Annotated in this window: 12 protein-coding genes; 4 read left to right on the top strand and 8 right to left on the bottom strand. The window is 68.7% G+C overall.

Annotated features, from left to right (window positions below; all coding sequences use genetic code 11):
• Window positions 1–11: 11 nt before the first annotated feature.
• Window positions 12–584 (bottom strand): DNA-3-methyladenine glycosylase I, encoded by a 573-nt coding sequence (locus KHB019_RS07975; protein WP_230101645.1) that lies wholly within the window; start codon window positions 582–584, stop codon window positions 12–14.
• An 84-nt stretch (window positions 585–668) separates the two neighbouring features.
• Window positions 669–2,723, bottom strand: coding sequence for an acyl-CoA dehydrogenase family protein (locus KHB019_RS07980; protein ID WP_325472299.1), 2,055 nt, complete (start codon window positions 2,721–2,723; stop codon window positions 669–671).
• Window positions 2,724–3,009: 286 nt separating this feature from the next.
• Here KHB019_RS07980 and KHB019_RS07985 point away from each other — a divergent pair, with 286 nt between their 5' ends.
• A complete protein-coding gene (locus KHB019_RS07985) occupies window positions 3,010–3,417 on the top strand; it encodes an OsmC family protein (RefSeq protein WP_337458606.1) in 408 nt (135 codons plus the stop codon).
• 38 nt (window positions 3,418–3,455) lie between these two features.
• On the opposite strand, the gene recQ is transcribed toward KHB019_RS07985, so the two are convergent.
• Window positions 3,456–5,483 (bottom strand): DNA helicase RecQ, encoded by a 2,028-nt coding sequence (gene recQ / locus KHB019_RS07990; protein WP_337458607.1) that lies wholly within the window; start codon window positions 5,481–5,483, stop codon window positions 3,456–3,458.
• Between the two features lie 67 nt (window positions 5,484–5,550).
• On the opposite strand from recQ, the gene KHB019_RS07995 reads away from it, so the two are divergent.
• From KHB019_RS07995 to KHB019_RS08005, 3 genes are all read left to right on the top strand, one after another.
• Window positions 5,551–5,874 (top strand): GNAT family N-acetyltransferase, encoded by a 324-nt coding sequence (locus KHB019_RS07995; protein ID WP_230101649.1) that lies wholly within the window; start codon window positions 5,551–5,553, stop codon window positions 5,872–5,874.
• Window positions 5,871–6,818: a pirin family protein gene (locus tag KHB019_RS08000; protein WP_230101650.1), complete on the top strand. Its 948-nt coding sequence runs from the start codon at window positions 5,871–5,873 to the stop codon at window positions 6,816–6,818. The genes KHB019_RS07995 and KHB019_RS08000 overlap by 4 nt, the downstream gene beginning before the upstream one ends.
• A gap of 194 nt (window positions 6,819–7,012) precedes the next feature.
• Window positions 7,013–8,599, top strand: coding sequence for an HNH endonuclease signature motif containing protein (locus KHB019_RS08005; RefSeq protein WP_337458608.1), 1,587 nt, complete (start codon window positions 7,013–7,015; stop codon window positions 8,597–8,599).
• 67 nt (window positions 8,600–8,666) lie between these two features.
• Here KHB019_RS08005 and KHB019_RS08010 read toward each other — a convergent pair whose 3' ends face one another.
• The 5 genes from KHB019_RS08010 to KHB019_RS08030 form a co-directional block, all read right to left on the bottom strand.
• Entirely contained in the window at window positions 8,667–11,705 is a 3,039-nt protein-coding gene (locus KHB019_RS08010; protein ID WP_337458609.1) for a S8 family peptidase, read from the bottom strand.
• Between the two features lie 135 nt (window positions 11,706–11,840).
• The gene (locus tag KHB019_RS08015) at window positions 11,841–12,200 is read right to left on the bottom strand and encodes a YciI family protein (protein WP_337458610.1); all 360 of its coding nucleotides are present in this window, start codon (window positions 12,198–12,200) and stop codon (window positions 11,841–11,843) included.
• Between the two features lie 33 nt (window positions 12,201–12,233).
• The gene (locus tag KHB019_RS08020) at window positions 12,234–13,691 is read right to left on the bottom strand and encodes a sodium/solute symporter (RefSeq protein WP_230101654.1); all 1,458 of its coding nucleotides are present in this window, start codon (window positions 13,689–13,691) and stop codon (window positions 12,234–12,236) included.
• The gene (locus tag KHB019_RS08025) at window positions 13,688–14,038 is read right to left on the bottom strand and encodes a heavy metal transporter (RefSeq protein WP_337458611.1); all 351 of its coding nucleotides are present in this window, start codon (window positions 14,036–14,038) and stop codon (window positions 13,688–13,690) included. Before KHB019_RS08025 ends, KHB019_RS08020 begins: the two co-directional genes overlap by 4 nt.
• Before the next feature lie 68 nt (window positions 14,039–14,106).
• Window positions 14,107–14,826, bottom strand: a complete 720-nt coding sequence (locus tag KHB019_RS08030) for a LytR/AlgR family response regulator transcription factor (protein WP_230101656.1) — start codon at window positions 14,824–14,826, stop codon at window positions 14,107–14,109.
• Window positions 14,827–14,830: the final 4 nt, after the last annotated feature.

The following is a 14,830-nucleotide window of genomic DNA, read 5'->3' on the forward strand; positions in this document are numbered from 1 at the left end:
TACCCATCTGATCAGGCCGCGCGCCAGCATCCATCGATGTGATCGTCGATCATGCCGGCGGACTGCATGAGCGCGTACATCGTGGTCGCCCCGACGAATCGGAATCCGCGACGACGCAGCTCCTTGCTCATGGCCGTCGACTCCGCCGTCACGGCGGGCACGTCGGCGAACGCGGTGGGCCGCGCTCTGGATGCCGTCGGCGCGAACGACCACATCAGCTCGTCGAGCTCGCCATCCGCCATCTCTGTCACGAGGCGGGCGTTGCCGATCGTGGCGAGGATCTTGGCACGGTTGCGGATGATGCCGGCATCCAGCATCAGGCGTTCGACATCGTCGTCGTCGAAGACCGCGACCTTCTCGGGCTCGAACCGCTCGAAGACCTCGCGGAACCGCGGGCGCTTGCGCAGGATCGTGATCCAGCTGAGCCCGGCCTGGAAGCCCTCCAGCGCCATCTTCTCGAACAGCGCGCGATCGCCGTGCAGCGCGACGCCCCACTCCTCGTCGTGGTAGCGCTGGTATTCGGCATCCGCCCCGACCCACGCGCAGCGCGCACGTCCGTCAGCGCCGGTGAGGAGGGAGGTCATTCCCCCAGCGTACGTCCCGAGAAATCACCTGGAGCGCGAGACATCACCTCAGTCATGGTGTCTCGCGCCGCACATGGTGTCTCACTACTTCTTGGCGGCCTTCTTGAGCGCCTTCTCCGAGACGGGCGCCTCGCCGGATGCCTCGAGGTCGGCGTAGTAGGCGCGGGCCTCGTCCTGGCGCTGCTGCTCGATGCCGCTGGCGATGGGGGCGCGGACGTGCTCGGGCTCGTATCCGAACGCGTTCACCAGGTCGAGCGCGTGCGGGCGCAGACGCAGGCACAGCCGGTCGATGTAGCTGGACACCGCTGCCGCACGCTGCGTCGAGAGGCGTCCGTTGATGATGTGCCAGGCGAGGTGCTTCTCGATGAGCTGCAGGCCGAACAGGTCCCGGAGCCAGGTGAGCACCTGACGGGTGTCCTCGTCGGGGATGCTGTTGACGGCGTCGGTGAACGCCTCCCACTGCAGCAGCTCGCCGTGAGCACGCGCGGCCTCGATGAGGTCTGCCTGGTTCTCGTTGAAGAGCTTCTCGCCCAGCACCTTGTCCTTGCCCGCCGGACGCAGACGGCCGGCGATGTCGGCCACCATCTGCTGCACGCGGTCGGCGAGCAGCTCGTGCTGCTGCTCGGCACGCAGACCGTTCTCGACCGAACGGGCGACCTGACCGAAGTCAGCGATGTTCTGACCGAAGCGGCGCAGGCCAGCACCGTGGAACACCTTTCCGGCGGTCTGGCCGACGGCGTACTTCGCGAGGGCCGCGGCATCCTTGTCCTTGAACTGCTTCGCGAAGTCGGTGAGCAGGCGCTTGCCGACCAGCTGCAGCAGGACGTTGTTGTCGCCCTCGAAGGTGACGTAGATGTCGAGGTCCTGGCGGAGCCCGACCAGACGGTTCTCGAACATGAAGCCGGCGCCGCCGCAGGCCTCTCGGGCCTCCTGCAGGGTGTCGAGCGCGTGCCAGGTCGACAGCGGCTTGAGGGCCGCCGCGAGCGTCTCGAGGTCCTCGCGGTCATCCGGGGTGTCCGTGCGACCGGAGAAGACGCCGTCGAACTTCTGCAGGAATTCGTCGTGCGCGAAGATCTGCGCGTAGGTGGTCGCCAGTCGCGGCAGAAGTCGGCGCTGATGCTTGCCGTAGTCGAGGAGCACGACCTCCTGCCCGTCGGCACCGTCGAACTGGCGGCGCTGCGTTGCGTAGGTGATCGCGATGTAGAGGCCGAGTGCGGAACCCCACGATGCCGCGCCGTCGAGGGACACGCGCCCCTGGACGAGAGTGCCGAGCATCGTGAAGAACCGCCGACCGGGGCTGTCGATCGAGCTGGTGTAGACGCCGTTCTCGTCGACGTCGCCGTACTTGTTCAGCAGGTTGGTGCGGGGGACGCGGACGTGATCGAAGGAGAGGCGACCGTTGTCGATGCCGTTGAGTCCGCCCTTCAGCCCGTCGTCCTCGCGGCCGATGCCTGGAAGGTCGTTGCCGTCCTCGCCGCGCAGCGGCACGTAGAAGCAGTGCACGCCGTGGTTCACGCCGTTGGTGATCAGCTGCGCGAAGACGGTGGCGGCGATGCCGTGCAGAGCGGCGTTGCCGAGGTACTCCTTGGTCGCGCCGCGGAACGGGGTGTTGATGACGAACTCGTCGGTCTCTGCGTCGAACGTCGCGGTGGTGCCGACGGCTGCGACGTCGGAGCCGTGGCCGATCTCGGTCATCGCGAAGGCGCCGGTGATCGAGAGATCCATGATGCCGGGGAGCCACTTGTCGTGATGCTCCTGCGTGCCGAGCTGCAGCACGGCAGAACCGAACAGCCCCCACTGCACACCGGCCTTGATCTGCAGGCTCGGGTCGGCGGCGACGAGCTCTTCGAATCCGGAGATGTTGGCGCCGTTGTTCTCCTCGCCGCCGAACCGCTTCGGGAACGCGCGGTGCACGGCCTTGTTCTGCACGAGCAGGTGCAGCTGGCTGAGGACGCGCTCTCGGTGATCGTCCTTGCCGAGGGAGTCATCGCGCCAGAACGCGGAGTCCTTGATCATCTCGCGCGCCGTCCGACGCGTGTCGGCCCACGTTCCGAGCAGCAGGTCTTCGACGCGCTTCACATCGATGCGCGGGCTGGTGTCTTCGGTCTTCTGCGAAGTGCGGACGGCGGCGTCGACCATGGTGTTCCTCTCAGAGAGAAGTAAGGATGCTTCAACCGTAGGACTCCTCCAACCAGGATCCAACGCGCCTGTATGGTCCCTCCAACCGTTCTTGCGGGCGTGGCACAGGTGGGTTGTCGCGAGCCGACAGGTTGTGGGCGTTCGGGGCGTGCTTGCGCGGTGCGGACTTCGCGATGGGAGAAGAGTTTCGCGGCTGCTCACGCCGCGGAGCCGGCGAACTCCTTCTTCCATCGATCCGGCCGCGGCCCGGAGGGCCGAGACCGCGGCGTACGGTGGAGGGGTGGGCATGAGATACCGGACACAGGCGAGCAACCGTGACGGCGGAGTCGGCGTCAGCAGCGTCGCGGGCGGCATGAGTGTCGCGGTGGCGTCACCGCTGAACCCGGATCGCGATCCGGAGGCGAGCAACCCGGAACAGCTGCTCGCCCTCGCGTGGGCGACGTGCCTGAACGCCACAGCGCGGGTGTTCGTCACGCGCAAGCAGCGCACCGCCGTGCGCGTCGAGGTCGAGTTGCACGATGCGTCCGATGGGCCCGGCTACGAGTTCCACGTCGACGCGTATCTGTCGGTGGAGGGGGCGGATGCCGCGGAGACCGAGCACGTGCTCGCCCAGGCACACGCCCGCTGCCCCGTCTCGAAGCTGCTGAAGGATGCCGCGACCGTCGCCGTGCACGCGGAGCCGCACTCGGGTTGACATCCCGCGGGTCGAAACCTCCGCATCCCCGCCACAGCTCAGTTCGCGGCGACCACCGAGAGGACGGCGTCGCCGTACGCCTCGCGCTTCTTCTCACCGATGCCGGTGATTCCGTCGAGATCCCCCATGGATGCCGGGCGCAGCTCGGCGAGCGCCCGCAGGGTCGCATCGCCGAACACGATGTACGCCGGTTTGCCGATCTCGCGGGCTGTCTCGGCTCGCCACGCCCGCAGCGCCTCGAACAGCGAGCGGTCGCCTTCTGCCACGGCATCCGATGCGGCCGACGTCTTACGAGCGCGACTGCCCCCGCTGACCCGCCCCATGGTGTCCTTGCGCAGCGGCACCGGGGTCTCGCCCTTCAGCACGCCGCCCGACGCCTCACCGGGAGCGAGGGTGCCGTAGTCGCCCTGGGCGACGAGGATGCCGCGTGCGAGCAGCTGCCGCACGACGCTGCGCCAGTCCTGATCGGAGAGGTCGGCGCCGATGCCGTAGGTCGCGAGCCCGTCGTGCTTCTGTTGGCGGATGCGGTCATTCGAGGAGCCGCGCAGGATGTCGATGAGGTGCCCGGCGCCGAAGGCCTGGTTGCGCTCGCGCTTGAGCCGGACGATCGTCGAGAGCAGCTTCTGCGCCGGGACGAGGCCGTCGAACGTCTCCGGCTTCTCGAGGCAGGTGTCGCAGTTGCCGCACGCGCCGGAATTCTGGCCGAAGTAGTTCAGCAGGTTCTGGCGGCGGCACTCGACTGTCTCGCACAGGGCGAGCATGGCGTCGAGATGCTGCCCCATCCGCATCTTGAACGTGCGATCGCCGGGGCTCTGATCGATCAGCCGGCGCTGCTGCACGACATCGCCGAGCCCGTACGCCATCCACGCCACTGACGGCTCGCCGTCACGGCCGGCGCGACCGGTCTCCTGGTAGTACCCCTCGACGGACTTCGGCAGGTCGATGTGGGCGACGAAGCGGACGTCCGGCTTGTCGATTCCCATGCCGAACGCGATCGTGGCGACCATGACGACGCCGTCCTCACGAAGGAACCGCGACTGGTTCGTCGCTCGCACCTCGGCGGGAAGGCCAGCGTGATACGGGAGCGCGTCGAAGCCCTGAGCGGCGAGATAGCTCGCGGTCTGCTCGACGGACTTGCGGCTGAGGGCGTAGACGATACCGGCTGCGCCCTCGGGCATCGAGCGGATGAAGGACACCAGCTGTTTGCGCGGATCGACCTTCGGCACGATCCGGTACTGGATGTTGGGGCGGTCGAAGCTCGCCACGAAGTGCTGGGCGTCGTCCAGGTTCAGACGCTCGGTGAGCTCCTTGTGCGTGGCGCGGGTCGCCGTGGCGGTCAGCGCCATGCGCGGCACCCCGGGGAACCGCTCGCCGAGGTCGCCGAGCGCGAGGTAGTCGGGGCGGAAGTCGTGGCCCCACTGCGACACGCAGTGCGCCTCGTCGATCGCGATGACGCTGAGGACACCGCGCTGCAGCAGGCGGGTGGTGGCCGGCGAAGACAACCGCTCCGGCGCGACGTAGATGAGGTCGAGTTCGCCGGCGAGATACGCGCGCTCGACTTCGGCGCGCTCGGAGGCCGCCTGCGTCGAGTTCAGGTACGCGGCGTTCACGCCGTTGGCGCGCAGGGCGTCGACCTGATCGTGCATCAGGGCGATGAGCGGGCTGATCACGAGCCCCGTGCCCTCTCTGACGAGCGCCGGCACCTGGTAGGTGATGCTCTTGCCGCCACCGGTCGGCATGAGGACGACGGCATCCCCGCCGCCGATCACCTGCTCGACGATCGCGGCCTGGTCACCGCGGAACGCGTCGTAGCCGAAGACCGTGTGCAGCGCCTCGGCGGCGGTCGCGTAGCGCGACGGCGTCGCTTCCTTCTGGGCGGATGCCGGCACGGCGGCCGCAACCGGAGTCGACGGGCCGTCGCCCCAGTCGAGGGGCGGTTCGTAGCCGGCGCCCTGCGGCTCCCAGTCCATGTCTTCGGGTGGTGGGGCGTCGTCCCACGGAGCATCCGGCCAGGGCAGATCCTCGTACGGGTCACGGGGTGACCGGCCATCGGGGTTCTGGGGCATCCCTCCAGCGTAACGACCCGCGCCGACACAGGCGGATCTAGGGTGGGGATAGAGCAAGGGAGCAGCCATGACCGACGAGCCCACTGTCACCCGCAACGCAGACAACTCGCGCTACGAGATCCACATCGGCGACGTACTCGCCGGGTTCGCCGAGTACAAGGAGCGTCCGGGCGAGATCCTGTTCGTGCACACCGAGCTCGATCCGGCGTTTCAGGGCAAGGGCCTGGCGCCGATCCTCGCCGCGCAGGCGCTGGCGGATGCCGTCAGCTCCGGTGCGACGATCGTCCCGTACTGCCCGTACATCGCCCGCTATCTGAAGCGCAACGAGGTCGAAGGCGCGACGATCCGCTGGCCCCAGCTTCCGGACGACCCGACCGCGGCGGCGGAATGATCGGCCGGCGCAGCATCCTGCTCGAACCGCGCGAGGTGCCCCTCGGCGGCGTCCGGGCGATGAACGTGCTGCGCACACTTCCCAACCGCGACATCCCGACCGTCGGTGCGTGGTGCTTCCTCGACCGGTTCGGGCCGGATGAGGTGCGCATGCGCGTCGAGCCGCATCCGCACATCGGCCTGCAGACGGTCACGTGGCCGCTGGTCGGCGAGCAGCGCCACCGCGACTCGGAGGAAAACGACGTCACGCTCAGGCGCGGCCAGCTGAACCTGATGACCGCCGGCGACGGCATCTCGCATTCGGAGTACTCGCTGGGCGACGGTCCGGCGCCGCTGGATGCCCTGCAGTTCTGGGTGGTGCTGCCCGAGTCGGCGCGGCACGGCGGGCCCGGGTTCGAGCAGCATACGTCGCTGCCTGCGGTGACTCTGCCGGCGGCTTCGGGAGAGGACGCCACCGCGACCGTCGTGCTCGGCGAGTTCGCCGGCGTGCGCTCGCCCGCGACGGTGTACACGCCGATCGTTGGCGCAGAGATCGCTCTCGCCGCCGGCAGTCGGGTCACTCTGCCGCTCGATGCGGCGTGGGAGCACGCCGTCGTCCTGGTCGACGGCGACGTGGCGGTCGCTGTGGACGCTGAAGACGACGAGCGGATGCTGTCGCACAACGACATGCTCTATCTCGGCGACTCCCGCACGTCCGTGACGGTGTCGAGCGAGGCCGGCGCGCTGATCTTCGTCCTCGGCGGGGAGCCGTTCGAGGAGGACCTCGTGATGTGGTGGAACTTCGCCGCCCGCACGCATGATGAGATCGCGCAGGCGCGCTCGGACTGGGAGACGCCGGATGCTTCGGCCGCACGATTCGGCCGCGTCGTGAATCACGGCGACGAGCGCATCCCAGCGCCCGAGTTGCCCCACGTGACCCTGAAGCCGCGGCGGCGGCATATCTGACGAGGTCGCTCGTTCTTCTGACTCAACGGAATGTCCACGCTGCATCTCGCTGCGGCAACGCGTCGGCGTTCAACTCACACAAGCCCAGCGCGACATCCGACCGAGGGCAGATTGCACGGAGACCAGGCCTTTTCGCGCCGAAACGATCACATTTTCCTCTTGTCAATCTCGTACGTATGTTCTAAACTGAGTACATGGCAACGCTCAGCCCGACTACTCAAGCAATCGAGGATTCCCTCGTGCTTCAGGGCGAGCTGCTCGACGAGTGGGTCGGCGTCGGCGCCCGGATCGGAGCGCTGGAAGCGGAGCGCGTAGAACTGCTGGCGCGACGCCTGGATCTGCTCGCGCAGGACCGGTTGGCCGGTGACGAGATGGCGTTCCGGTCGATGTGCGCCGAATACGCCGCGGCCGGGCATCTCTCCCCGTCGACGTTCGCCGCCCACATCACCGCAGCGTGGATGCTGGCGCGTACACTCCCCGCGACGTTCGAGGCCCTCCGCGCCGGAACGATCAGCAAGCGTCACGCCGATGTCATCGTGGCCGCAGCTCCGAAAGTGTCCGGGGATGCCGACGCCGACCGCATCCGGGCGGAGTACGAGGATCGGGTCGTCCCGTTCGCCGAGCGGGAGACCCCGGCCCGCACCCGGGCTGCAGCGCGCGAGGTCGCCGCAGCCGTCTTCCCCGAGGGCACCGTCGAGCAGCACCGGCGGGCCAGAGGCGACCGCGCCGTGGCCGTCAAGCCCGACGGCGAAGGGATGGCGGTGCTCATCGCGATCCTCCCCGAAGTCCTCGCCTACGCGATCCACGACCGGCTCACGACAATGGGCAACGAGGTCATCCAGTCACGCCCGAAGGGCCAGCGCCGCCCCCGACGCTCCACACTCGAGAAGATCCGCGCCGAACGCGAGACCGCGCTCGCGCAGCAGGAACCCTCCGGCCCTCCCCCGTCTGACGCCCTCGAAGACGAGCTCCTGCGCAGGTTGGAACGCGAGTTCGACGAGACCCCGCCGTGGGAGGACAGCGGTGACGCGGCCGCCACCGTCGCCGCGTCCATTCCGCCGACCCACATCGACGACGCCTACATCGACCGCTTCGACCAGTCCTGCCCGACCGGCGATGACGACGACATCACAGCTTTCTACGAGTCCACGCCGACGCACGACGGGTACGGCCCGCTCGAACACGACACCCGCACCCTCGATCAGCTGCGCGCCGACCTCCTCGCCGACATCCTTCTCACCACAACCCCCTCCAGCGTCACGGAGACGTCGCTCGAAGCGATCAAGGCAACCGTGCAAGTCACGATCCCCGCCTCAGCCCTCAGCAGCAGGGAGGACGCAAGCGACGACAGCCTCGCGCTCCTCGACGGCCACGGCCCCATGACCACAGACGCCGCCCGGATCCTCGCCGGCCACGCCACCAGTTGGGACCGCGTCTTCGTCGACCCCCGCGGCATGGTGGTGGAGACGGACAACTACGTCCCGACGGCGGGGATGAAACGATATCTGCGCGCCAGGGATCAGCACTGTCGCTTCCCCGGATGCCGCGCGCCCGTGCACCGCTGCCAGAACGACCACAACCACGACCACGCCAAAGGCGGACCGACAGCACTGGACAACCTCGCCCTGTTCTGCACCAGCCACCATCCGCTCAAGCATCCCGACGTGGATGATCGTGATCGATGGTCCGCGAAACAGCTCGATGGCGGCGTCATCCTCTGGACCAGTCCGCTCGGGCGCACGTACACGGACGAGCCTCCGCTGCGTGTGATGTTCGTCTGACTGCACCGTTCGCCTGAAGACACTGAGAGGGCGCCCCGCGCCGAAGCACGAGGCGCCCCCGTGACAGCTACTCCGCGTCCACCGAGACGATCGTCCGCACGTCGGAGTCGCCGTACTGCACGACACCGAGGTAGCGCGTACCCGCGGTGAGACCCGACCAGCTGAGGTCATAACTCGTCTGTTGACCCTGAACCGCAGCCAGCGGGTTCGGGGTCGCCGTGAACGCGCCCTCACTGGACGAACCGACGTTGGCGTAGGTCATGTCCCACGTCATCGGCGCACTCGTCGAGTACACGTTCGCGACGACGAGATACGTGCCCTGCGCCGGGGTCGGAACAGTGACCTGCTCGTCAGCGGATGCGGTCGCCGACTGCCACATCTCGTAGTACCGCAGATCATCCGGTGCGACCACGCGGTAGACGGTCAGGTCGAGGTCGCTGCCCTCGTCGTCAGACGAATCGAGATCGAAGCGCGACAGCGTCGTGCCCTCCGGCACGTCCACGATCCACGCGACGTCCTTGTTCGCATCGCCCGAGTTCTCATCGCCGGAGTGACCTGGCACCGGGTGGTCCGGATCGGCGAGCAGCGTGAACGGCGTCAGACCCGACAGGTTCAGCGGCAGTTCGCCGTCGACACCCGGAGTGACCTCGACCGTGGTCGAACCGTCGACGCCTGTTCCTGCGACCTCGGCCGGAGCATCCGCCGTCACCGGGAAGACCGCGATCGGCGAGCGCACCTCGCCGGCCTCACCGGTCCAGGTGAGCGAGCCGGTCGCCCACTGCTCGACCGGCGCCGACGCGTTGTCGAACGTGACCGTGTACGTGGCCGTCTCACCCGCTGCGCCGAACGACAGCGTCGACGGCTCGACCGTGACGTTCACCCCAGGCACATCAGCACTCGCGGTGTACGTGCCTGCAGCAGTGGACGTCACCGTACGGGTGACCGTCTGAGCGCTGGCCAGGGTGCCGATGGAGATCGATGCCTGGTTGAGATCGCTGCCGTCGATCGGCTCGACGCCGTCGAACTCCGCCAGCCCCTTGCCCTCGAGGAACGCCGCCCAGTCGGCCACGCCGTTGAGGTACAGCAGACCCGGCTCGAAGAACCTGGTCGGATCGACCTGACCTGCACCCTGCGCGAACGGGTCGGTGTTCTTCGACCCGTCTGCGTTCACGGTGTCGTACGCGGTGGTCATCATCGCGGACTTCACTTCAGCCGGCGACGCGGTCGGCCGCTCGCCGAGGTACAGCGCGCCGAGACCGGCGATGTGCGGTGACGCCATCGACGTGCCCGACAGGATGCCGAAGGTCGGCTTGTCCTTGCGAGCGTTGTTGGTCGCGGCGAGGATCGCCACGCCAGGAGCAGCGATGTCGGGCTTCATGACATCGCTGCCGTCGGCGTGCATGGGACCGCGGCTCGAGAAGCCCGCGATCTGCGGCACCGGCGTCGTCTCATCAGTCGTGTTCTCGCCGGTGAGCGTGATCGGTCGATCTGCTCCACCCTGCACATACGCGAGGACGGCCTCGCGGTACGCGGACGACAGGTGCACGGTCGGCACGACGTGGAAGTCGTTGTCGAGCGAATCGGCTTCGCCCGGCACGTTGACCAGCACCATGCCCGCACCGCCGGCATCCTTCACGACCTGCGACTTCTCCACACGCGCGTTGACGCCACGGTCGCAGACCACGATGTGCCCCGAGACTTTCGCGGGGTCGAGCGTTCCCGGCATGCAGAGTCGCGCGTCGACTGCACCTGCGGCCGCCGCGTCACCCGCATAGATCGACGGACCGGTGACGGTCTTGCCGAACGGAACCGAGACGGATGCTCCGGCCTGCGCGAACCCGTCGAAGCTGACGGTTCCCTCCCACGTCGGGATCGTGGATGCCGCAACCGTCGTGTACCAGGGCGACGCGTGGTCGGCGGTTACGGCATCCGGACCGGAGTTGCCAGCGCTGACGGACACGAACACACCGGCGGCCGCTGCGTTCAGGAACGCGATGTCGTCCGGTTGCAGAACCGATGTGGCTGCGCCTCCGCCGATCGAGTAGTTGATGACGTCAACCCCGTCGGCCACGGACTGGTCGATCGCCGCGATCAGGTCGCTCAGCGCGCAGATGTCATCCGTCGTCACCAGCGGGTCGGGCCCGACGTAGCAGGCCTTGTACGCGGAGATCCTGGCGGCCGGGGCCACACCGGAGATCGTCCCCAGCTTCACGCCCTCGACCTGCGCCTTGACTCCGAAGACTCCGGCGGCTGTGCTCGCGGTGTGCGACCCGTGGCCGTCGCCGTCGCGCGGCGAGAGGTAGTCGTACTGGAAATCGAAACCGGCCGCCGCGGCCCCCGTCGAGAAGTACTGTCCGCCCACGAGCTTGGTCGTGTAGTCGTGCTTGTCCCAGTCCTGACCGCCGACGATGGCGCTGCGGAACTGCGTGCCGTCCGACTTGTCGAAGTAGACGTAGGAGCCGTCGCTGTACGGCTCCCCCTTGCTCTTCCTCGGTTTCTTCTTCAGCTTGTCGCCGTCGAACGAGGGATGCTCGGGGGCGATCCCGGTGTCGATCACACCGACCACGACGCCCTCGCCGGCCTTCTTCACGCCGCCAGTTGCCTCCCACATGCCGCCCTTGCCGCGCTTGTCGTCGCCGTGCCCGAGGAAGTCGGTCGAGGACTGCGCATCGGGGTGCCGGATCTCGTCGGGGAACACCCCGAGCACGTCCTTCGACGATCGCAGCGCGTCGACCTGATCGCCGCTGAGGTCGGCGCTGAAGCCGTTGAGCGTCACCTGGTAGGTGACGTCCGGCGTCACGCCCTCGGCCTGAGCGAGCTTGCGCTGCTCGTTCTCCAGGTGCGCGACGTACTTCTGCGAGTCGGCGGAGTGCGCGTCGAGCGGCTTGCCCGGATTCGGCTTGGTGCGCCGAAGGCCCTTCGTGTCGCCCTCGTAGGTGGCCAGCGGATCGGCCTTCATGACGACGATGTAGTGGCCGGGCGTTCCCTCGACGGGTGCGGGGTGCGTCACCTCCTCGACGCCTGCGTAGCCTGCGGTTGCCGAAGTCCCGATGACGAGTGCGGCGAGTGTGACGCCCACTGTCAACCGGAGGGGTGATCGACCCATGTATCTGCTCCGATGATCCTGCACGGCCTCGTTGCCGCGCCGTCGCTCAACCTAACGCCGGAGCGCACAGGGGCACCATTGGCCGTTCCGCCAGAGGCGATCCGACCTATGGCCGGTCGGCCCGCTCCGGATCGATCAGTTCGTGCGGGACGGATCGACGAAGCCGCCGCTGTGCACCAGGCGCACTTCGACGCCACCAGCTCCGCGAATCGCCGGGTTGGTGCCGGCGATGGCGAGCGCGGCATCCCAGCCGTCCGCTTCGATGATGTAGACACCCGCGACGACCTGAGGGCTGTCGACGAACGTCCCCTCCGCGACCCCGTCGGCCCTGATCGAGCGGGCCAGGTCTCGAGGCGTGAAAGCCCAAGCGGCGGTCATCACGCCGGCGGCGGAGAGCTCATCGCCGTGTCCGTTGGGCTCGGCCAGATCCTCGTCCGTGGCGTCCAGCGCGTGGGCGGAGTCGTCGGAGTAGATCAGGACTGCGTACTGCGGCATCGGAGCATCCATTCGGTCGATCGGGATCAGAGCCTATACCCGCTCCGGAGTGTGCAGCCGGGCGAGATAGCGGTCGACGCGCGTCGGCGTGCCGCGGGTGTCGAGCAGCGAGACGCCGATCGTCGTGGCGGTCGCGAGCGGGATCGTCCACGCCGCCGGCTGGGCGAGGAACGGAGCCGCGAGACCCACCCCGTCGACGGCCGCGTACACGATCAACGACAGCGTGCAGGCGACCCCGCCGGTCACCATCCCGGCGACCGCCCCTCGGGCCGTGAGCCCTGCCCACCACACCCCGAGCAGGACGACGGGAGAGAGCATGGATGCCGCGAACACGAACACCATGCCGACGCTCGAGCCGAGCCCGGCGGGCGTCGTGAGCAGCGCGACAGCGAGCGGCACCGCCGCGCACAGCACAGCGGAGAGGCGGAAAGAGCGCACCGATCCGGAGAAGACGTCCTGGCTGACGACGCCTGCCAGCGACACGATGAGCCCGGCCGACGTGGCCAGGAACGCGGCGAACGCACCGGAGACGACCAGCGCAGTGAGCAGTTCGCCGAACAGCCCGGGGAACACGCGCGACGGCAGCACCAGCGCCGCAGTGTCGGCGACCGCGGGGTCGGCGAGGTCGGGCGCGACGATGCGCGAGACCAGGCCCATCCCGCTCGATACCGCGTAGAAGGCGCTCACCATGACGATCACGAGCACCGTCGTCTGCCGGGCGGAGACGCCGGTCGGGCTGGTGTAGAACCGCACGAGCACGTGCGGCAGCCCCATGGTCCCGAGCAGCAGCGCGAGCATGAGCGACACCGTTTCGTACAGTCCGAAGCCGGCGGGCCCCGCCTCGGCGGGGAAGATCGTCACAGGGTCGATGTCGTGCGGCCCGCCGGTGAGTGCGAACACGATGCAGACGAGCGGTACGAGCAGCGCGAACAGCTTCAGCCAGTACTGGAACGCCTGCACGTAGGTGATCGCCCGCATGCCTCCGGCGGCGACCGACCCGGCGACGAGAACGGCGATCGCGACCTCGCCGACCCACGGCGGGAACCCGGCGACGACGGTCAGCGTGAGGCCGGCGCCGTGCAGTTGCGGCACGATGTACAGCCAGCCGATCACGAGCACCGCCAGACTCGTGATCCGCCGCGCACGCACCGACTCCAGTCGCGCCTCGATGAAGTCGGGGATCGTGTACGCGCCGCTGCGCCGGAGCGGCGCCGCCACGAACACGAGCACGAGCAGATAGCCCGCGGCGTATCCGATCGGGAACCAGAACCCTCGAGCGCCCTCGAGCAGCACGAGCCCGGAGAGACCGAGGAACGTGCCGGCCGACAGGTACTCGCCGCTGATCGCCGACGCGTTCCACACCGGACGCACGGTGCGGGAGGCCACGAAGAAGTCGCCGGTGGTGCGTGAGACCCGCAGTCCGTAGACGCCGATGAGAAGCGTCGCGACGATCACGAGCGCGATGCCGACCAGATCGAAGACCGGGTTCATCCGCGCTCCTCGAGGGCTCGGTACCGGCGCTCGTTGCGGGCCGCCCCGCGCACGTAGAGCAGCGCGAAGCCCACGATCACCGGGTAGAACGCGAACGCATGCAGGATCCACGACAGTGGAAGCCCGGCGATCACGACCTGGTCGATCTCGGGGATCAGTGAGATCACCAGGGTCAGCGTCGCGGCGATCACGATGAATCCGGCGACGGTGCCGAGCGCGAGCCGGAGCTGACTGCGACGCAGGGCGCGCGCGTAGACGGCATCCGCGTCATCGACCGGTGAGCCGGGCAGCGCGATGCCTCTGGTCGCCGCCGCACCGCTCGATCCCTGGCCCGGACGAAGCGTCACGGAGCGGGTCGTCGGCGCCCCGGTCACGCGCACGCGCCGGGGTGGATTCTGCCCTGGCGGATGCTGGGTCACCGTGCGCTCTCCCGGCGCACGAGCGCCTCCCGAACAGCGGGCAGCAGGCGGCGGCTCACCGGCAGCACGACCGCGCCGACCGTGACCGACGGCTCGCTGCCGGACAGCTTGGCCTCGCCGATGGCGGCCGCCGCGGCGAGGTACGAGCGGTGCACGCGCACGAACCCGGCATCCGCCCACCGCAGTTCGAGCTCCGAGATCGGGATTCGCACCAGGTGGCCGATCGCGTCACCCGTGTGCAGCCGCGAGTAGTCGCCCTGCGCCTGCACCCACTGCACCTCGCTCCGCCGAACGAAACGCACACTCGACCCGACCGTGACCGAGAGCACTTCGTCCTCGGTATCCGTCGCCGCTCCGCCGAGCTCGACGACGCGGTCGATGGCACGGCGGAGTCGGTCGGTGCGCACGGGTTTGAGCAGGTAGTCGGCTGCGCGCAGCTCGAAGGCGTCGACCGCACGCGCGTCGTCTGCGGTGACGAACACGACGGCCGGCGGCTCCGCGAGCCCCGTCAGCGCACGCGCGAGCTCCATGCCGCCGAGCCCCGGCATGTGGATGTCGAGGAAGGCGATCGCGACGGCGCGCTCGGTGAGCGCGCGCAGCGCCTGAGCGCCGGAGCCCGCCAGGACGATCTCGCCGATGCGCGCGTCACGGCGCAGCAGGTGTGCGAGCTCGTCGCGCGCCGGCTGCTCGTCATCCGCCACCAGGACGTCGATCATCGCA

This window comes from Microbacterium sp. KHB019, from assembly GCF_037285405.1.
GTDB lineage: Bacteria > Actinomycetota > Actinomycetes > Actinomycetales > Microbacteriaceae > Microbacterium.